At 53.2% G+C, this 19,008-nt stretch carries 15 protein-coding genes and 2 pseudogenes; 14 read left to right on the top strand and 3 right to left on the bottom strand.

Features of this window, described 5'->3' with window-relative positions; all coding sequences use genetic code 11:
- Positions 1 to 4: 4 nt before the first annotated feature.
- Genes DS901_RS12865 through DS901_RS12845 form a run of 5 tightly spaced genes read left to right on the top strand, consistent with a single transcriptional unit; the run spans position 5 to position 6,764 of the window.
- A complete protein-coding gene (locus DS901_RS12865; protein WP_258546728.1) occupies positions 5 to 1,729 on the top strand; it encodes a DUF3131 domain-containing protein in 1,725 nt (574 codons plus the stop codon).
- 9 nt (positions 1,730 to 1,738) lie between these two features.
- Complete coding sequence (locus DS901_RS12860) at positions 1,739 to 2,884, top strand: acyltransferase (RefSeq protein WP_113777349.1); 1,146 nt, start codon at positions 1,739 to 1,741, stop codon at positions 2,882 to 2,884.
- Positions 2,881 to 4,707: a glycosyltransferase family 2 protein gene (locus DS901_RS12855; RefSeq protein WP_113777348.1), complete on the top strand. Its 1,827-nt coding sequence runs from the start codon at positions 2,881 to 2,883 to the stop codon at positions 4,705 to 4,707. The genes DS901_RS12860 and DS901_RS12855 overlap by 4 nt, the downstream gene beginning before the upstream one ends.
- On the top strand, positions 4,708 to 6,072 hold the full coding sequence (locus DS901_RS12850) for a DUF3131 domain-containing protein (protein WP_113777347.1): 1,365 nt from the start codon (positions 4,708 to 4,710) through the stop codon (positions 6,070 to 6,072).
- Positions 6,069 to 6,764 (top strand): peptidoglycan-binding domain-containing protein, encoded by a 696-nt coding sequence (locus DS901_RS12845; protein WP_113777346.1) that lies wholly within the window; start codon positions 6,069 to 6,071, stop codon positions 6,762 to 6,764. Before DS901_RS12850 ends, DS901_RS12845 begins: the two co-directional genes overlap by 4 nt.
- Before the next feature lie 147 nt (positions 6,765 to 6,911).
- On the opposite strand, the pseudogene DS901_RS12840 reads toward DS901_RS12845, so the two are convergent.
- From DS901_RS12840 to DS901_RS19020, 3 genes and pseudogenes are all read right to left on the bottom strand, one after another.
- Positions 6,912 to 7,119 (bottom strand): annotated as a pseudogene (locus DS901_RS12840) (IS3 family transposase); the annotation flags it as partial.
- Positions 7,120 to 7,214: 95 nt separating this feature from the next.
- Entirely contained in the window at positions 7,215 to 7,721 is a 507-nt protein-coding gene (locus DS901_RS12835; RefSeq protein WP_181820865.1) for a hypothetical protein, read from the bottom strand.
- Positions 7,700 to 7,846, bottom strand: a pseudogene (locus DS901_RS19020) (transposase); the annotation flags it as partial. The pseudogene DS901_RS19020 and the gene DS901_RS12835, both read right to left, overlap by 22 nt.
- A gap of 244 nt (positions 7,847 to 8,090) precedes the next feature.
- Here DS901_RS19020 and DS901_RS12825 point away from each other — a divergent pair.
- From DS901_RS12825 to DS901_RS12785, 9 genes are all read left to right on the top strand, one after another.
- Entirely contained in the window at positions 8,091 to 9,236 is a 1,146-nt protein-coding gene (locus DS901_RS12825; RefSeq protein ID WP_113777343.1) for an MFS transporter, read from the top strand.
- Between the two features lie 182 nt (positions 9,237 to 9,418).
- Positions 9,419 to 10,177: a copper homeostasis protein CutC gene (locus tag DS901_RS12820; protein ID WP_181820864.1), complete on the top strand. Its 759-nt coding sequence runs from the start codon at positions 9,419 to 9,421 to the stop codon at positions 10,175 to 10,177.
- Entirely contained in the window at positions 10,174 to 11,367 is a 1,194-nt protein-coding gene (locus DS901_RS12815) for a Gfo/Idh/MocA family protein (protein ID WP_113777341.1), read from the top strand. Before DS901_RS12820 ends, DS901_RS12815 begins: the two co-directional genes overlap by 4 nt.
- Positions 11,368 to 11,370: 3 nt before the next feature.
- Positions 11,371 to 12,258: a carbohydrate ABC transporter permease gene (locus tag DS901_RS12810; RefSeq protein WP_113777340.1), complete on the top strand. Its 888-nt coding sequence runs from the start codon at positions 11,371 to 11,373 to the stop codon at positions 12,256 to 12,258.
- On the top strand, positions 12,255 to 13,097 hold the full coding sequence (locus DS901_RS12805) for a carbohydrate ABC transporter permease (RefSeq protein WP_113777339.1): 843 nt from the start codon (positions 12,255 to 12,257) through the stop codon (positions 13,095 to 13,097). Before DS901_RS12810 ends, DS901_RS12805 begins: the two co-directional genes overlap by 4 nt.
- Before the next feature lie 67 nt (positions 13,098 to 13,164).
- Entirely contained in the window at positions 13,165 to 14,379 is a 1,215-nt protein-coding gene (locus DS901_RS12800; RefSeq protein WP_113777338.1) for an ABC transporter substrate-binding protein, read from the top strand.
- A gap of 71 nt (positions 14,380 to 14,450) precedes the next feature.
- Positions 14,451 to 15,581, top strand: a complete 1,131-nt coding sequence (locus tag DS901_RS12795) for an ABC transporter ATP-binding protein (RefSeq protein ID WP_113777337.1) — start codon at positions 14,451 to 14,453, stop codon at positions 15,579 to 15,581.
- Between the two features lie 66 nt (positions 15,582 to 15,647).
- Positions 15,648 to 17,549 (top strand): beta-N-acetylhexosaminidase, encoded by a 1,902-nt coding sequence (locus DS901_RS12790; protein WP_113777336.1) that lies wholly within the window; start codon positions 15,648 to 15,650, stop codon positions 17,547 to 17,549.
- 9 nt (positions 17,550 to 17,558) lie between these two features.
- On the top strand, positions 17,559 to 18,998 hold the full coding sequence (locus DS901_RS12785; protein WP_113777335.1) for a M81 family metallopeptidase: 1,440 nt from the start codon (positions 17,559 to 17,561) through the stop codon (positions 18,996 to 18,998).
- The last annotated feature ends 10 nt before the right edge of the window (positions 18,999 to 19,008 follow it).

The following is a 19,008-nucleotide window of genomic DNA, read 5'->3' as shown; positions in this document are numbered from 1 at the left end:
AGTTATGACGATTTCAACGGCCAAGAATAAGCTGATGACTTCTTTTGTCGTTACCGCTTTGGGACTGTTGTCGACGAGCGCGGTCTCGCAAGGGGCGCCCAACACGTTAGATCTTCAGCAGATCACGATCGACAATGTCACCGTAAATGGAGCAGAATTTAATTCCGTAACAATCACCTCGGATGCTCCACTTACGATCGAATATGGCGGTGCTTCAGACGTGCATGAATGTAACCGTGGCGTGGGCGCGGCTTCAAGTGTCCACTTTGGTCGCAATGGCGCGTTGACCGAGCGCGAATTTGAGATGGCAAATGTGGCTTGGTCCTATTTTGAACGATATTTCCAAGAGGAAACCGGGCTGGTTAACGCCGTTGGTAATTATCCTTCAACAACCCTTTGGGACACAGCTTCCTACATCAGCGCTATGGTATCTGCTTATGAACTATGTGTAATCGACAAACGTGAGTTGGATACCCGAGTGACCCAGTTAACCAATACGTTAAGAAACCTTGATCTATTCCGCGGCGAGGCGCCCAACAAAGTTTACCACACTCAAACCGGCGCCAAAGTGAACTACGCTAATGAAGAAGGCGAAGTTGGAATGTCTGCATTGGACATTGGTCGTATGCTTGTATGGCTTCGAATTCTGAAAGAACGCCACCCTCATCTGGCTAACAGTGTTGACAACATTCCAATGCGTTGGAATTTCTGCAATCTGGTCAGCGACGATGGGCGTATGTATGGCTCCTTCGTTCAGGGCGATGGAGACACCCGCTACGTTCAGGAGGGTCGGCTTGGCTATGAAGAATATGCAGCCAAAGGCTTTGCACTTTGGGGGTTTGATGTTCCACGTGCCCTGTCACCAGAACCATTGAACTATACAACGATCTACGGCGTCGACGTGCCCTATGATGGGCGCGACCCACGCATTTTCAAGAACCAGAACTACGTCCTGACCGAAGGCTATATCCTCGATGGGATCGAAATGGGCTGGGACCTTCCATCAGATCGTACAGGTGACGGACTTACGGCTTCGCATGGCTGGAGGGCAGAGTTTGCGCAGCGGATTTATCTGGTTCAACAGCGCAGGTACGAACAAACTGGCATCATCACGGCACGCTCTGAACATCAGGTGGATGGTCGCCCTTATTTTGTCTACGATTCAGTCTTTGCAGATGGCTATGCATGGAACACGCTTGACCCGACGGGTGAATACCAACCAGATCGCGCGGCCGTTGCGGCCAAAGCTGCGATTGGCTTGTGGGCGCTATGGGAGACCGATTACACCGATTTGCTCTTTGAAACGGTCGCGGATTTGTATGATCCTGAATTGGGGTTCTACGAAGGTCTTTACGAAAACGGGAATGGTTACATCCCTTTGCAGACAGCCAACAACAACGGAATTATCCTTGCCGCGCTCTTGTATAAAGTGCAGGGACCTATCCTTCAGCAAACTAATGACAACACGCAATATTGGGACACGGCCTATGCCGGCACCGACCTGCGCGACAACAAATGCCACCCGCGTCAGATGGAAGAAGTGGTGAACTGCTGCAACTGTGCCGGCGTCGAAATCCCGCCGGTCATTCCGCTCGAAGAGTTCACCTATTGTCGTCCTGTCCCGACAGGTGGCGAGACGGCAGCCACGGAATGCGGCACGACAGAGCATAGCTTCCCCTTGCCGGAACCACGCGCTGTCTTGCCGCAATCTTGCAGTGCGCAGCAGTAGGTTCGCGAGATGAGCCGCGCAGGAAATAGGATGGTTTGGTTCGACGCCAATCGCGTGTTTGCTGCGGTGGGCGTCGTGCTGATCCATTCTAGCACCGATTTTGGCGGGAAACCTTTCGAAGCCGCTGAGCCTGCCGAACGCCTGTTTCCGATTTTTCTGCGTTCCATTGGCGAGTTTTCGGGCTCAGAAATGTTCTTTTTGTTTTCGTTATTTCTGATGGCGCTTCGCGTTGATCGAAAACTCCCTAGTTACCGCGAAACGGTTCTGACGCAGGCGGAGCGGCTATTGGTGCCGTTCGCGTTCTGGGTCGTATTCTACGCGTTCTTTCGTCTTTTGAAGGCGGATGCGTTCAACTACTCAGACTATATTTGGACGCAACTGTCTGATATCAAGAACTGGTACGGCTATTTCCTGCTTGGGAAAGTGCAATACCATATGCATTTCCTGCCCACATTGTTCGCGCTGTTCTTGTTCTATCCATTGATGAGGGGGGCAACGCGCTATCCGATCTTTGGACTGATATTGTTCGTCACACTCGGGATTATGAACAATACCCAAGGGTTCGTCTGGGGGCTAAATCTGGACCCATCGCTGCGTGACTACATCATCCGCGCCCTTAAGATATTTGGATACGTCGGCTACGGCTTCGCAGCCTTCGCGCTGTACGGGATATGGAAAGACGGCGTGCCTCGGGGCGAAAGCCGGCTGATGCGTCGCTTTGGATTGTATTTGGCGATACTTGCCTATGTCGCGACGATCCCGTTCTTTGCAATCGCGTGGCAGACAGGCGACTGGGGCGTGCGCAGCGGCTGGGATTTTTACGGCCATTTCTTGATGCCTATCTGCATTTTCCTGATCTTTATGGGCGGGCAATTTCTTGATTGGTCGCCCCTATGGTCCAAGCTAGCCAAGTATTCGTTCGGCATTTATCTGGTGCACCCTGCGGTCATCGACCTGTTCGATATTGCCCTGTTTAAAAGTGGGATGTCAGGTGAGATGTCGCCAACGGTCATCGTGCTGGTACGGTATGCGTTTGTGTTGCCGGGCTCGTTCGGCATTGCATATGCGTTGTCTAAAATCAGCCTTCTTGCGTGGACGGTTGGCCTTGGTGAACCGCCTTTGAAATGGGGAAGATCAAAAGGTGGCATGGCATGATCCAGGACGACTATTTCCTGAAGTTCGAGGACCGTACGCCGCCGCCGCCGCTGGAGTATAACCCTTGGAGAGAAGCGCTTTGGCAGTTCCTCGCCACAATCGCCTTGGTGATCGGCGCTTGGTACATCATCTGGCGTTGGACAGGGTCACTGAACCCCGATGCGATGTGGTTCGCCGTGCCGTTGGTTGTGGCGGAAACCTGTGCGTTCATTGGGATGGTTCTGTTTGTCTTTAACCTTTGGAAAGATGACCCGATCAAGATTGGAGAGCCGCCCGTGCGGCTAGGCGATGTTGTAATGGAGCATCCCGAAGCGGACCGTCCGCTTGTTGTAGATGTAATGTTTGCAACCTATGATGAAGACCCTGAATTGGTCCGACTTGGCATTCTGGATGCCAAGAAGATGACCTATCCCCATCCAATTGATGTGCATGTCCACATTCTGGATGACGGCCGCCGTCCCGAGATGCAGGCCGTTACGGAAAGCGAGGGTGCGAACTACATTTCGCGTGCAACGAACGAAGGTTTCAAGGCCGGCAACCTGCGCAACGCTATGGAGCAAACCCACGGGGATTTTCTTGTGATCTGCGATGCGGATACGCGGCCTTTTCCAACTATGCTGGAACATACGCTCGGCTATTTCCGGGATCCGAAAATGGCTTGGGTGCAGACCCCTCAGTGGTTCTATGATCTGCCCGAGGGCGAACGCTTACCTCAAAAGCTCGGTCGCCGTTTTGGTGACCGTGGTCAGGCATTCGGAACATGGATCGAACGGCTGTTTGGCCCGGTTCGCGTGGGCGAAGACCCTTTCGTGAACGACCCGAAGATGTTCTACGATGTCATCCAAAGGCGCAGAAACCGCGCGAACGCCTCGTTTTGTTGCGGAGCAGGGTCCATCCACCGCCGCGAGGCGGTGATGATGGCAGCCTTGCGCAGCTTTGGCGCCAAAGTAGAAAAGCGGACGTGGGACGTTGAAGAAGTCGTCACCGTTTCGTCCAAGGAACGCGAACTGGCCCCCGATCTTATGGAGGCGATCAAAACCGAAGCTGCCGCCACAGAAGCCCTGACGCCCTATAAATTCCACGTCTCCGAGGACATATATACATCGATAGTACTCCATTCTGATCGCGAAAGCGGCTGGAAGTCAAAGATGCACCCCATCGTGGAAAGTAAAATGCTCTCGCCCCAAGATTTGCTAACGTGGACAGTGCAGCGGTTCAAATACGCGGGCGGTAGCCTTGATATTCTTGTCAACGACAACCCGATCTTCCGTAAAGGTCTGACGTTCGGACAGCGCATGATGTATACGACGACGTTCTATTCCTACCTCGCACCGCTGTGGAACATCATATTCCTACTGGCCCCGGCGATCTATCTTTTCACGGGCGTTTCACCCGTTGCGGCCTATTCAGCAGAGTTCTTCTTCCACCTGATCCCGTTTCTCGTCACGCTTGAACTTGCGATCATGATCGGGACATGGGGTATAGCCGGATATGCGCCGAAGGCCAGTTATCTGGCCTTCTTCCCTTTGGGGTTAAAGGCGATCTTTACCGTCGCCCGAGGAGAGAAAATCACCTTTAAGGTAACGCCAAAGGTCCGCCAGTCAGGTAACTTTCTTGGGCTGGTATGGCCGCAAATTGGGGTCGTGGTTCTGACAGGATTAGGCGCGATTTACGCCATTGGTGCACTTATTTCGGGTGCAACAGATCACTCTGCCAGTGGTGTCATCGCCAACATTATGTGGGGCATCAACAACTGCCTTGCGATGGCAGGCATGATTGCTGCCGCGGTGTGGCAACCCAGTAAGACAGAAAAGGAGAGCTAGATGAGCTTTCGTGAAAACATCATCAAAGCGCGCGGCAGTTTGATCTTTTTGGTCGCATTGATCTTTGGTCTGTTTCTGGTCACAACTTTGGAAAGAAATATGCCAACCACCCCCGAAACCGTGGACGGTGCCGACGCGCCAACCGAAGTATCCGCACCAATCGCGGCAGCTGCACCGATTACGGCCTTTGACGCTGTAGCGCCTTTGCCATTAGCAAACACCGGCGAAAGCAAACCCGACGATCTGGACTACGCCCGTATCGCGTGGCGGTATTTCGAGAACAACACAAACCCCGAAACGGGCCTTGTGAATTCTGCTGACCAATATCCATCCACAACGATGTGGGAAACGGGGTCCTACTTTATCGCTGTGATCTCGGCGGACCTGCTGGGTCTTATCGAGACAGAAGAGGCGGTTGGGCGGATTTCTTTGGCGCTCGACACGCTTGCAAGCATTCGCCTGTTTGATGACGTATTACCAAATAAAGCCTACAACACGCGCACAGGTGAATTGGTGGACTACTCGAACCAGCCTGTGGAACGCGGGCTTGGCTGGTCCGCCCTTGATATCGCTCGCATGGTCGGCGCGATGAGCCATGCTGAACAAAGCTATCCGGAATTGGCCGTGAAAGTTGACGCGGTAATTGATCATTGGGATCTGGATCAGATGGTCGAGAACGGTGAGCTGATTGGCGGCAACATCGCCGACGGCAACCTGCGCCGCGACCAGGAAGGGCGCGTGGGCTATGGTCAATACGGAGCCAAAGCCATGATGCTGCGGGGGTTTGATATGGTTCTTGCCTATAACGCCGAAACCAACCTGATGGTGCAAACCGTCGAAGGCCAGCCAATCCCTGTCGACTCCCGCCTGCACCGTAATATTACCCCGGCCTTCACCGTTTCGGAACCTTATGTTTTCGACGGGTTGGAGTTCGGGTTCGATTACCGATCACACCGGTTCGCTACAGCGATCTATCAGGCCCAAGAGGCGCGTTTCCGTGAGACGGGTCAACTAACCGCTGTCAGTGAATCGCACTTGGACGAAGCCCCGTATTTCGCCTATTCGACCATCTGGGGCGGTGGGGCGCCTTGGGCTGTCATGACCTTTAGTGGCGAACGGATCGACAGCAAACGCACAGTCACAGTGAAGACCGCCTTTGCTTGGGATGCCCTGTTTGGCACAGAGTACACGGCCCAACTTGTCGATGAACTGTCCGAACTGGGTGACCCTGAGCGCGGCTGGCCCGAGGGCATCTATGAGGCGGATGGCGTAGTGAATGGCTCGTTCACCACGAACACCAATGCAGTTGTGCTTGCGTCACTCGCCTTTAGGGCTTTCGGGCCGTTATCACGCGTAAATCAATGAGCGGAACACAACTTGGAGCGGCGGTTTTTACCATTTGCATCGTGGTCAGTGGCGCGCGCGCAGCCCCCTGTGTCGGGAGCGATTTTGCTACGCCGTTTCCAGGCGCGTTGAACGTTACAGTACATGCCGTCGACGTCCCATCGCCGCGCTTTCCGGGGTTTTGGCAAGAGGGCACGAAAGACGGATATTTCTTTTCGCTCTTTGCCAATGGGGATGCTGCCCTGACTGCTGGTCGCGATAGCTCTTGGCATCTCTCGTATAGTTGTGACGCAAGTTTGGATGAATGCTCTGCGAATATCGAAGGCAGCCCTCCAGACGGGGCAATGCAAGTCGCAGAGCAACTTAAACAATGCCTGCTGGAGGGCGAGGTTTCCCTACCAGCCGAAGAAACTGAAGCCCCTTCGCCAGAAGAGGAGCCCACAAACGGCCTTTCAGAAGAACCAGTTTCGCCCGCTCTGCCTGAAGAAACCCAAGCCTGCGGCATGGAGACAATCGACGACGAAAACCCGACCCGTAAGCTGCAACGCATGTTGATCTTAGCAGGCGCCGATCCTGGCCCTGTGGACGGCATTCCCGGCGCGATGACGGCCAACGCACTGGTGAGCGTTCTTGGCGATGCTGCAACTCAGCTTACTTCGCAAGACGCGATTAACGCCCTGCAAGAACGCGTTTGCTCTTACGGTGATCAATAGGGTTTCACATTTAGGGCTTTGGCTGGAATGGCCTTTTTCGAGCAATGTTTGGCATGAAGGCGATTTATCTGGTCCAAAGTTGGGGAAAATGTACGCCAAATCTACCGATAAATTCTTACTTCACTAAGTGTCTGACGTCAGCGCTTACCTCATTCGTGGTCGCCCCCACCGCCTGTCATGCTTTTTTTTGAGAAGACGCAGCTCGAGCGTTTGCTTGGCAACCACCTCCTTCAGATCACGCGCTTCGCGGCGCAGATCTTTCACTTCGTCGGTGTTTGCCGCACGTGCGGTATCGCCCGCCAGACGTCGTTTCAACAGCCTCCATGAAGTCTTTCGACCATTTGTAATAAGCGCTGACATCGGACAGTGCGGCTACTTTCAACAATAACTTTGCAATTTGATTTGTCTCGCTTCGAGGGATGTCCTGCCCCCAGGGCAATAGACGTTAGTCTAAACAGGGCACCTAAGCTTTGGTAGATCTCGGCGGTTGCAAGCTCCCGCAACCAACACTAATTCACTAGCATTATCAAAGACTTGAGTTTTTACACTCAGGTCATTTTTGCGTTTGGCCCCCAACGCAAGCGCAAGAAGACCAGATAACGCACCTTCCAGCATGATATCCAATTTACCAGTCTCGGGCGACGGTTGCAGCACAATGCGGTCAACGAGGCCCCGTAACGCTTCCTGTGCTTCTTGAAGCCCGTCCGCTTCGTTTAGACCTGAAATCAGCTCCGAGACCCGTTCTTGATATGTCACCGCCATCTTTGGATGAATACGGATGGGATCGGGGGCAGGAGCTCTGGACAGCTCCGCCTCAAGTGCCGCGCGTTGCTCCGTGAGGGTCTGCATCTTATCCTTCACCTGATCGGCTGGGATCCCTGCGATGATCGCATCGACAAGCTTTGCGTGATCGCGGGTGACCTGACACGCGGTGACTTCGCAAACTGCGCTTTCCACGTGTACAGGGATTTGGTGCTGATACCCAACCGCTCCGCCACTTCGCTGACCGCATACCCACGCTCAACAACCTGCGCCACAGCGTCCTGTTTGAACTCGTCTGTAAACCGTATTCCCTTGTTCATATCCGTCTCTCCTTGGTTCCAAAATTACCAAGCAAACCGTCTACAAATCTAGGGGCACCTCAGACAGTAGCAGCCCTTCTGCTTCGCCCTCCCTCGTACGTACGTTGCCCTTGGCGTTGCCTTGGTCATCCATGGGCTGCCATATTTTTTGATTGTTTATATAACAAATTTAATTTTTAAAGTAATGTATATGATCGCTTAACTGTCGTGACTTCTTATTTACTTTTGCAGAAGAACCTACCGCATGTCCCGTCGCGCTAATTTATCTCTATACCTGTTGTTCTTTATTCAGCCGCTAGCATGGGGCGGGTGGCTGGTCCGAATTTCAGAGATTCAGCAAAAGCTGGACCTTAGTCCAGCGTCGCTGTCGACCGCGATCGTCGCTGTGCCGATTGGCTTGATGCTGTCACTGGCATTCGCCAGCCGCCTGTACGCGCGTTGGGGCGTTAAGCGATCGACGGCATCTTCCTTGATGTTTTTCCTGATTATTGCACCAATTCCTGTATTCGCGTCCAGCTGGATCGCGCTGTTTATAGCGCTGTTCTTTGTCGGATTCGGTTTGGCGGCGACCGAGCTGGGGCTAAATGTGGCAGCGGATATCGTCGAAAAACGGGGCGGACGGCCTATTATGGGAACGGCGCACGGTTTTTGGAGCCTTGGACTGCTGACCGGTTCAGTTGTGTCTACGGGGTTAGCTTGGGCGGGCATTTCGGCTGGGGCAGCCTTGATCGTGTTGGCAATTGTATCAGGTATGATTGCTGTCTGGGTGTTCAAAAACCTTCCTGATCTCACGTCTCAAGTAATTGAAAATGAAAATAACAAAACAAAAAATAGATCTTTTTATCCGGGGTGGGGGACAGCATCCATTAGCTTGTTTGCCTTTGGGATTGCCTTGGGGGAAGGAGCGATGGCCGATTGGGCTGCGGTTTATATGACAGATGTTCACGCGGCACCGTTTGGGACAGAGGGGCTGGGTTTTGTTGTTTTTGCAGTCAGCATTGTTCTGGCGCGATTCGCGCTGGATCGTGTTCGTGGATACATGACGCCAGTTCGGATCGGGGTGATCGGCTGCGGTGTTGCTATGGTTGGCGTGACGGTGCTGGTGTTCGCGTCCGCGCCGCTGTTTTCTTACTGCGGTTTTGCAATGGTCGGCGTCGGGCTAGCTGCCGGGTTTCCAATGGCTGTAACCGCCGTCGCATCACAACCAGGTCGATCTGCCGAAGCGCATGTGGCGTTTCTGTCCCAGATTACACTTTGCGGTCAGTTGCTTGGGCCGTTACTGATCGGGTTTACGGCCGAGGTGGCAGGTATGCAGTTTAGCTTTATGGTGCTGATTCCCGTTTTGGTAATGAGTCTACTTCTTGCAAAGCAGCTGATGCCCGCAAAGTGAGGCACCACATTTACCGAGTGCAATAAATATTAACATTCAGAAAACTTTTGATGATTGCAGTAATAAATTTTTACTAAATGTGAATTTTTTGATTGATTGGTGTAAGATTTTGTCTAAAATTTTATTTGAAACAATAAAAAGAGTTGCGATCTTTACCGATGCTAACAGAAGCGGCAACAGCAATGACCAAAGGGGGCTCCGCAGGCGCAAAGCGCCCCGTAGCCCTTCTTGAGGTTTGCGTCGATAGTCTAAGCGACGCGTTTATTGCGTTTAAGTCTGGCGCCGATCGGATTGAGCTATGTGCTGGATTGTCCGCCGGAGGGTTAACGCCATCTTACGGGGCTGTGCGCGCTGCCGTGGCGCTGGGGGGACAGGTTATCGTTCTAATTCGCCCATCCGAGGGTGGCTTTATCTATCAATTTGACGAGATTGCCCAGATGGTTACGGATATTGAACTGGCGCGCGATGCTGGTGCTGCTGGTGTTGCGATTGGCGTGCTTTCGGATGATTTGACGCTTGATATGCCTGTTATGAAACGACTGTGTGATGCGGCTGCGGGGATGCAGATTGTGTTGCACCGTGCCTTTGATCTGGTTCCTGACCCCTTTGTCGCACTGAACCAGGCGATTGATTTGGGGATTGTACGAATTTTGACGTCTGGCCAAAAAGCGACTGCATACGACGGCCGTGAACTGTTGGCACGGCTTGTAACGGCGGCCAAAGGGCGAATTGAAATATTGCCCGGCGCGGGTGTGAGACCCGAAACCGCGGTTACGCTCATGAATGACACAAAGGCTACGCAGTTGCATTCTTCTTGTCGCGTAAATCGGAAATCGGATCCGCGACTTGCAGCGTTCGGGTTTGCGCCCGCGGACGAGGTTTCAACGATCAGCGCTGCACGAATCAAAGAAATGAAGAATATAATGGAGAGCGCGCTATGAAAGTCGCTATTGTTGGTCTTGGCGCGCGGATTTCGCATGTTGCGGCGCTTCTGAAAAAGGCCAAACCTGACTGCGAATTTGTCGCTTTTGCGGACCCGACGCCAACGGGCCATACCTACTTGGAAAGCGAGCTTGGCTATTCAATGTCCGCTTACGCTACGCTAGAAGACATGTTGGTGGCCGAACAGATCGAAATGTTGATGATTGGTTCACCCAACCACATGCATATCGACCATCTGCGCGCAGCAATCATGGCTGATATTCCTTATGTCTTTGCTGAAAAACCTGTCGTGATCAGCGAAGAGGAAACATTCGAGCTGCTTGAATTGATGCGTGACCACGGGGGGCATCAACGGATCATGATTGGGTTGGTTCTACGGTATTCTCCTCTTTATGTGATGCTAAAAGACGCGCAAGCCAAGGGGCAGCTTGGTAATGTCGTGTCCATCGAGGCGTCTGAACATATTGGTGGTTACCACGGTAGTTTCTTTATGCGTGACTGGCGGCGGTATTCAAAATTCTCTGGCGGGTTCATGCTGGAAAAATGCTGTCACGACATAGACCTGTATCAAGGCGTTGTCGGCGAACGCCCAAAATATATCGCAAGCTTTGGTGGTCGCAAAAGCTTTGTTTCTTCAAACCGCCCCGAGGTCGCGCCTGATTATGTGGGCATCGCTGAACGCTGCGCCCCCCAAGACCCTGAACGCCTCAGCAGCTATCAGCCGCGGTGGGGCGGCGGTAACGACGATTTCGAAAGCGATGGAGATATCGTCGACTACCAAACAGCAAATGTTGAATATGAGAGCGGCGCAGTGATGGCGTTTCATACTAATATCAACGTGCCAGATGAATTTCGCCGGTTTGCGGTCATGGGGACGCGTGGGATGGCGGAAGGCGACTTTATCCGAAATACTTTCAAGTTAACTGACGCATTTACCGCCGATACATTGTCGGAAAACGACCATGTTGGACCATCCAAAAGCAATCATTATGGCGCCGATGATCAGATGGTTGCCGATATTGCGGCTTATGTGGATCAAGGCATTCCGTTGAAAGTGACGGTTCTTGACGCGCTAGAGGCAGGTTTGACCGCATTGAAAATGGACGAAGCCCGTATGACGCGCACCGTTATCGATATGACGCCGACGTGGGAAAAATTCGACAGCTACGGCTTGAAGAAGGGATCATAAAATATGTCCGCCCACAAAAAAATCGATTGGTTTCCCTATATGCTGCTTGTGCCAGCGTCGCTGATCACATTGATCATCGTGGCATGGCCATTGGCAGAAACGATCCGATTATCTTTTACAGATGCATCGATGAGCCCGGAAACCCAGTATGTGGGTTTTGAGAACTACCAGAAAATGTTCTCTCGGCGTTTTCCAGAGGTTATCGCGCGCACCTTCTATTGGATGATGCTTTCGGTGACGTTCAAGATTGTGGTCGGTATTATTGGTGCAGTGCTCTTGAATGCCGCGGTGCCCGGACGCACCTTGGCGCGCCTGTTGATCATGCCTCCGTGGATTGTGCCGATTGCGGTGGGCGTGTTTATCTGGGGCTGGATGTACAATGGCCAGTTCGGCATGATTTCGGGCCTAGGACAACGCTTGGGGCTTTTGGCGGGGCCGTTCGAATTTCTCGCCTATCGAAACTCTGCCTTTATGTCGACGATCATAACGGATGTCTGGATCGGGACGCCCTTGGTTACCATCTACCTTTTGGCCGCGATGCAGGGTGTTCCGCGTGATTTGTATGAGGCCGCATGGACAGACGGCGCATCGCGCATGTACCGGTTTCGACGCATTACATTGCCACTGATCATGCCCTCGATCGCAACCATGTCGCTGCTGTCCGCGATCTGGACGTTCAATTCTTTCGACATCATCTGGATTCTGACCGAAGGCGGGCCGCGCAATGCGACTACAACGATGATTATCGATACATATAAGACGGCGATTTCACGTTTCCGCTACGGCGAAGGGTCCGCACGGGCCGTCATGATCGTGATCTTTCTCGCACTCTTCTCGGGGTTCTATTTCCTTATGATCCAGAAACTGTCCAAACGGGGAGACATCAAATGATTGATCGCTATAGCTGGTGGGAATACGTGCTGATCTATGTGGGCCTCGCGCTGTTCCTGATCTTTGCGCTTGCCCCGTTCTTTGAGGCGTTCTTAGTGTCTTTGCGGCCATTGGATGGGCTGTTTTCCATTCCCTACCGTTTCTTTACCGATGACATGTCGTTTGATGCCTATATTTCCATGTGGAAATCGGTGCCGCTTTTATGGCGCTACATGCTCAACTCATTCGGTGTTGCTGTTGCTGTGACGCTGTTTGGACTGATGGCGATTGTACCTGCGGCCTATGCCTTCGCGCGGTTCGAATTTAAGGGGCGCGACGCGTTACTTGGCGTGTTTTTGGCGGTGAATATGGTGTCGGGCGCGGTTCTGATCATCCCGCTGTATAAGGTGATGCAAGGACTGGGCCTGTTGAACACATATTTTGCGATGATCGCACCCGGGACGGCATTTGTTATCCCCACCGGGATTTGGTTGCTGCGGTCCTATCTGATGAAAATCCCGCGTGAGCTTGAAGAGGCGGCGTTGGTTGATGGGGCAGGGCGCGTCTATACGTTGGTCCGTGTGATTTTGCCGGTTGCGATGCCCGGAATCATGGTGGTTGCGATCGCGACATTCATTGCGGCCTACGCCCAACAGTTTCTCTACGCGCTGACATTCAATTCAGTGAATGAGCTGAACACATTGCCCGTCGGGTTATTTCAATTTTTCGGCCGCCAGAACGTGGTTTGGAACGAAATGATGGCTGCGAGTCTCGTGGGTATTCTGCCCGTGATGATCGTCTACGTTTTTCTACAAAAATATATCGTCGCAGGCTTAACGGCCGGGGCGGTCAAAGAATGAGGCAGCGCCAAGATTGGCCAAACTCATCAACCATAACTGCAACCAAAATGAACAGGGAGTTCACACAATGAAAAAATATACAGTAACTTTGGGTGCCGCGCTTATGGCGACGACAGCAGGCGTTTCTGCTGCCAATGCCGAGGACATGCACATGATCATGTGCGGCGACGACACTACCCCCGGAATCGCAGTTCAGGCGGACCTGATCAGCGAATGGGAAGCAGCCAACCCAAATTACGATGTTGTCGTAGAGTTCGTGCCTTGGGGCCAATGTCAGGAAAAATCCATGACACTTGCTGCTGCGGGCAATCCTGCTGCCTTGGCTTACCTTGGATCACGCACGTTGAAACAGTTGGCGCAGAATGACCTGATCGTACCAGTGAACCTGACCGAAGAAGAAGCAGCGACATACGCGGCACCCATCCTTGGAACCGTGACGTGGAATGACCAACAGTGGGGCCTGCCGCGTGCGTTCTCGTCTAAGGCGTTGTGGTATAACCGGGGGCTGTTCGAAGAGGCTGGCCTTGATCCGGAAACACCCCCAACTACTTGGGAAGAGCTTCTGACGGCTGCGAAAGCAATCACAGAAAACACCGAGGCTGCAGGTTACGGTCTGGCCGCCGCGTCGTTCGACAACACAATGCACCAGTTCATGACTGTGATATATTCCAACGGCGGCGAAGTTATTAACAGCGACGGCGAGATTGTTTTCAACAGCGAAAACAACGTACAAGCGTTGCAATTCGTGGCTGACATCGTTGAATACGCAGAGCCCGGCCCGGTTGCCTATGACCGTGGTAAGCTGGAAACATTGTTCGCAGAACAACAGATCGGCATGTTGATTGATGGTCACTGGCTAACAGGCCGTGTGGCCGAAGACGTTAACATGGACGTCGTGCCGTTCCCTGCCGGTCCAATGGGCGCATCTTCGTCTTTGTTGATCACCGATAGCCTCGCGATCTTTAATGGCTCCGGAATGGAAGACGCCGCATTGTCATTGGCAAAAATGCTGACGAACCCTGCGAACCAAATGTCCTTTGACATCGCTGAGGGTTACACCCCTATCCGTACAGGCCCAGAGGTTGACGCCCTGATCGCAGGCGACGCGACATGGTCGCCATTTATCGACGTGATCCCCGCAGGTGGCCCAGAGCCATTCGTAACAGATTACGTTGCAATGCAAGATATCCTGAACGAAGCAATCCAGGGTGTTGTTCTGGGCGAAGTCGATGCGGCTGAAGCCGTTGAATACGCTGCCGAAGAACTAGAATCCGTCAAATAACCACTCACGATAACTGGCCGTCCCGCATTTGTGGGGCGGTTAACCCAACCGAATAAAGATAAAGGTGTCCGATGGGCCAACTGAGCATGCGCGACGTCCGCAAAAGCTTCGGAACTGCCGAAGTAATTAAGGGTGTGTCGCTCGATATTAACCATGGTGAATTCGTGGTTTTCGTCGGCCCCTCCGGCTGCGGTAAATCAACCCTGTTGCGGATGATTGCAGGGCTAGAGGAAATTACAGCGGGCGATGTCACCATTGATGGGAAGGTCGTGAATGATCTGGCCCCCGTAAAGCGCGGGATTTCGATGGTGTTTCAATCTTACGCACTTTATCCGCATATGTCGGTGTACGAAAACATCGCTTTTCCGCTGCGTGTAGAAAAAATAGAAAAGGACGCGCTTGACGCCAAGGTGAAACGCGCCTCAGCGATCCTGAAGCTGGACGAACGCCTTAAACATAAACCGGGCCAACTTTCTGGTGGTCAACGCCAACGTGTTGCAATTGGCCGTGCGATTGTGCGGGATCCGTCCGTGTTCTTGTTTGATGAACCACTGTCGAACCTGGACGCGGCTCTTCGAGCCGAAATGCGGGTTGAGCTGTCAAAACTGCACGGCGAACTTGATGCGACAATGATATACGTCACCCATGACCAAGTAGAAGCCATGACCATGGCGGACCGTATCGTGGTTCTAGATGGTGGTGTCATTTCGCAAGTTGGTTCTCCTCTCGAATTGTATCACAAGCCGGCCAATATTTTTGTCGCCGGGTTCATCGGCAATCCAAAGATGAACTTTATGCCCGTGACATGTCTGTCTAGCACAGAAAAAAGCATCACGGTTTCTTTACCAAACAACGCCGAGGTTACCGTCCCCGTTGTGGCATCTGGCGGTGTGGTCAAAGGCACCGAACTTACACTGGGAATACGCCCCGAACATGTGCTGCCCCATGCTGGCGAAGCAAGAGTCGAAACCAAGCCGACTGTGGTTGAACGCCTTGGCATTCATACCGTGATTTACGCCACCCAAGAAGATACTGATGCACCTTTTGTGTCGCTGTTGCCGGGTGCTGCCCCTGTAGCGGTAGGAAAAGCTGCCCACCTTGGGCTGAACGGAGCGGATTGTCATCTGTTTGATACAGATGGCGCCGCGTTTGAGCGGGATGTCGCGCTAAGCGACGTGGACCCAAGCCTACTAACCCAGTGAACTATCGCTAACGATCTGCGCGGGTAACCGCAGCAACTGACAAAGACCGTACACATAGGAACCAATATGTCCTTTTACCGCCTTGATGCGCACTTTAATGGTGCCGCCACCCGAGAAGATTCGCGCCTTACGTTTACGTTTCATAACCTGTCTGAAGCCCCTCTGACTGGATTCAAGATTGGTTATTCCGCGTCAACTCGGATTGCAGAAGACGCCGCAATTCACGGTGCCGATTTTTCACGGATCATTGGCAATTATAATGAATTTTCTGCGCCTGATGGCTTAGTTATTCGTCCGGGTGGCACCTGGACATTCGGATTTACAGGGATCGAATTCCATATTCCCTCTCATTTGGTGGATGGCCCGAAATCAGCCATATTGCTAATTGATGGCGAAACCCATGGTGTGCGGGTGGGTGATCTATATTGCGAAGGCTTGGACGATACCGGCCCGCTGCGTGATTACCCCCAAGGCGAAACAAACCTACCGCTTTTGATGCAGCCTTGGCCTGAGGTGGTCACGGTGAGCGATTTTAAAGCGGCTCCGCGCCTTTTTGTTGGTGAAGGAACCACGGCAGATCGTTTGGCTGTGGCTGATGTCGCAGAGTTGCACAAACGTCTGCATCCAGCCGCGCGCGAAGTGTTTCGTTTGGATACTGGCGATCTGGCCGTGAATTTTGTCAAGACAGATTTGGCGGATGAGGCCTATGGGATCGCTTTTGCCTCCGACGCAGTGACCCTGTCATATGGAACCGAAAAGGGGCGATTTTACGGGCTTGTGACCCTCGCTCAACTTACGCATGGGGCGGCAGAGGCAGGGGACGTGTTTAAGTTCCCGCGCGCCGGTATGATCAGCGACCAGCCCCGATTTGGGTGGCGCGGTGGACATCTCGATGTGTCGCGGCATTTCTACACAATAGAAGAGGTTATGCGCCTGATCGATATCATGGCATGGGCCAAGATGAACGTGTTCCAATGGCATCTGACCGATGACGAAGGCTGGCGGATCCAGATCAACGCCTACCCGGAATTGACAGACATCGGGGCTGTTCGTGGTCCCGAAAGTCCGATGGTGGGTCAATATGCCCACGTGGCGCAGACCTATGGCGGGTATTATACTCAGGACGAAGCCCGCGCGGTGGTGGCCCATGCTGATGCGCTGCATATCGACGTTGTGCCTGAAATAGATATTCCGGGCCATTGTGCCGCCGTGCTCTATGCGCTGCCGCATCTAGTAGACCCCGACGAGCCTGCAAACAGCTATAAATCCGTGCAAGGGTTTACGAACAACGCGCTGAACCCGGGCATTCCCGAAACCTATGAATTTATTGAAACCGTCATGGCAGAAATCGCGGAAATCTTTCCCGGTCAATATGTTCATGTCGGTGCAGACGAGGTCGCGACAGGATGTTGGATGACCTCGCCTAAGGCGAAAATTCTGATGCAAGCAGAAGGACTGCAAGAAACTGCTCAAATTCAGGCGCATTTTTTGCGGAAAATTCAAGCTATCCTGCGAAGAAACGGCAAAAACCTTGCTGGTTGGGACGAGGTGAGCCATGGCGGTGGTGTCGATCAGCAGGGCACTTTGTTGGTCGCATGGCAGCGCCCCGATTTGGTGCCTGCGCTGACCGCAGAAGGATATCGCGTAATCGCAAGCCCAGGCCAAGCCTATTATATGGATATGGTCCAATCCCACGGATGGGATGAGCCGGGGGCGCAATGGGCGGGCGTCGTACCGCCGCAGCAAAGCTATGATTACGACCCCGAAGGTGATTTGCCAAAGGCGGACCGTGGTGCGCTTGCGGGGGTGCAGGCCTGTATATGGACCGAGCATATTTTTACCCAAGCACTGTTCAATCATCTTGTCTTTCCCCGTTTTTATGCTGTGGCCGAGGCAGGATGGACACCAATGGCACAAAAAGACTGGCTACGGTTCTGCGCCCTTAGCCGTCACATGCCGCAGCTATAGGATTAGATAATGCGTATCGCGATTGGCGGCCTTCACACCGAATGTTCAACCTATAACCCGCTGTTGCAGCAGGTGGGTGATTTTCACCTTTCTCAAGGGAGTGAAGTTTTGCCCGCCCTTGCCGTTGACATGCCCGATGACGTTGCGTCCATCGGGCTTAGCTATGCAAATTCTGTACCGGGTGGGCCGCTGACGGCGCAGACTTACGCGCAGTTCAAAGATAAGTTTCTGGCCCAGTTGCGAGACACTATGCCGCTAGACGGTGTCTACCTGTCTATGCACGGTGCGGTTCATGTTGTCGGCTTGGAGGACGCCGAGGGCGATTGGCTGTCAGCCGTCCGAGACGTGATCGGCACGGATGTACCGTTGGCCGTTAGCTATGATCTGCATGGCAATGTTACCCAGCAGATTATCGACCAGATCGATATTTTTGCCGGATACCGTACGGCCCCTCATATCGATGTGCGTGAAACCCGTCAGCGTGCTCTGGGGATGTTGGTGGATCATTTGCGGGGGGGACAAAAACCGGTTGTTGCCTGGGCCAAGGTTCCCGTTTTGATGCCCGGTGAACGCAGTTCTACTGAAGATGAACCAGCTAAGGGGCTTTACGCAGCGTTGCCAATAGAAGACAGTCAAAGCGGGGTTTTGGATGCCAACCTGATGGTGGGATATGTGTGGGCGGATACACCACGCGGCACGGCCTGTGCTGTTGTCACGGGTGTTGATACTCGCGCTGCCCTAGACAGCGCCTCGCGTTTAGCACAGGCTTATTGGGATGCACGGGCAGACTTTGCCTTTGGTGTGGAAACAAAACCGTTGGACGACTGTCTTGACGACATTGCTAAGTTGCAGTCGTCACCTGTGATCCTTGCCGATAGTGGTGATAACCCAACTGGCGGCGGTGTTGGGGATCGTGCTGATGTTCTGGACGCGCTTCTGAAACGGGGCGCAAGGGACGCGTTGATCGGTGGTCTAGCCGATGCACCCGCCGCGAATGCGGCCTGCGCAGCAGGTGTTGGGGCGCAGGTCGAACTCACTATTGGTGCCACATTGGGGTTGGGTGGCCCCGTCGTGACGGCGACCTGCAACGTGGTCTGCGTTCTGGGGACCATCGCCGGACGCAACGCCGAGGTCTTGGTCGAAACAGCCGGTATCCGCATTATTCTGACGGCGCGACGACGCCCGTTTCACAATCTTGATGATTTCCGCAAATTCGGGATCGAACCCGCCGAACAGCGTTTGATCGTTGTTAAGTCCGGGTATCTTTCACCTGATCTTGCCCCGCTTGCAAACCCGGCGCTGATGGCGCTGACCGATGGGGCCGTTAACCAAGATATTCCGCAGCTTGAGAACAAAAACCGCGTCCAGCCGATGTATCCGTTTCAGACGGATTTCACATGGACGCCCACACCCGAACTGTCGGCACGTGCCCGCAATTCGGGCCTGTAGATTTACACAA

Source organism: Loktanella sp. D2R18, assembly GCF_003318235.1.
Taxonomy (GTDB): Bacteria; Pseudomonadota; Alphaproteobacteria; order Rhodobacterales; family Rhodobacteraceae; genus Yoonia.
Note: the sequence above shows the minus strand (reverse complement) of the source record. Positions and strands in the feature narration are given on the sequence as shown.

Excerpts from the sequence above, each read along its gene's own strand:
- DS901_RS12865 (WP_258546728.1), top strand. The coding sequence starts at position 5 with ATGACGATTTCAACGGCCAAGAATAAGCTGATGACTTCTTTTGTCGTT.
- DS901_RS12860 (WP_113777349.1), top strand. The coding sequence starts at position 1,739 with ATGAGCCGCGCAGGAAATAGGATGGTTTGGTTCGACGCCAATCGCGTG.
- DS901_RS12855 (WP_113777348.1), top strand. The coding sequence starts at position 2,881 with ATGATCCAGGACGACTATTTCCTGAAGTTCGAGGACCGTACGCCGCCG.
- DS901_RS12850 (WP_113777347.1), top strand. The coding sequence starts at position 4,708 with ATGAGCTTTCGTGAAAACATCATCAAAGCGCGCGGCAGTTTGATCTTT.
- DS901_RS12845 (WP_113777346.1), top strand. The coding sequence starts at position 6,069 with ATGAGCGGAACACAACTTGGAGCGGCGGTTTTTACCATTTGCATCGTG.
- DS901_RS12825 (WP_113777343.1), top strand. The coding sequence starts at position 8,091 with ATGTCCCGTCGCGCTAATTTATCTCTATACCTGTTGTTCTTTATTCAG.
- DS901_RS12820 (WP_181820864.1), top strand. The coding sequence starts at position 9,419 with ATGACCAAAGGGGGCTCCGCAGGCGCAAAGCGCCCCGTAGCCCTTCTT.
- DS901_RS12815 (WP_113777341.1), top strand. The coding sequence starts at position 10,174 with ATGAAAGTCGCTATTGTTGGTCTTGGCGCGCGGATTTCGCATGTTGCG.
- DS901_RS12810 (WP_113777340.1), top strand. The coding sequence starts at position 11,371 with ATGTCCGCCCACAAAAAAATCGATTGGTTTCCCTATATGCTGCTTGTG.
- DS901_RS12805 (WP_113777339.1), top strand. The coding sequence starts at position 12,255 with ATGATTGATCGCTATAGCTGGTGGGAATACGTGCTGATCTATGTGGGC.
- DS901_RS12800 (WP_113777338.1), top strand. The coding sequence starts at position 13,165 with ATGAAAAAATATACAGTAACTTTGGGTGCCGCGCTTATGGCGACGACA.
- DS901_RS12795 (WP_113777337.1), top strand. The coding sequence starts at position 14,451 with ATGGGCCAACTGAGCATGCGCGACGTCCGCAAAAGCTTCGGAACTGCC.
- DS901_RS12790 (WP_113777336.1), top strand. The coding sequence starts at position 15,648 with ATGTCCTTTTACCGCCTTGATGCGCACTTTAATGGTGCCGCCACCCGA.
- DS901_RS12785 (WP_113777335.1), top strand. The coding sequence starts at position 17,559 with ATGCGTATCGCGATTGGCGGCCTTCACACCGAATGTTCAACCTATAAC.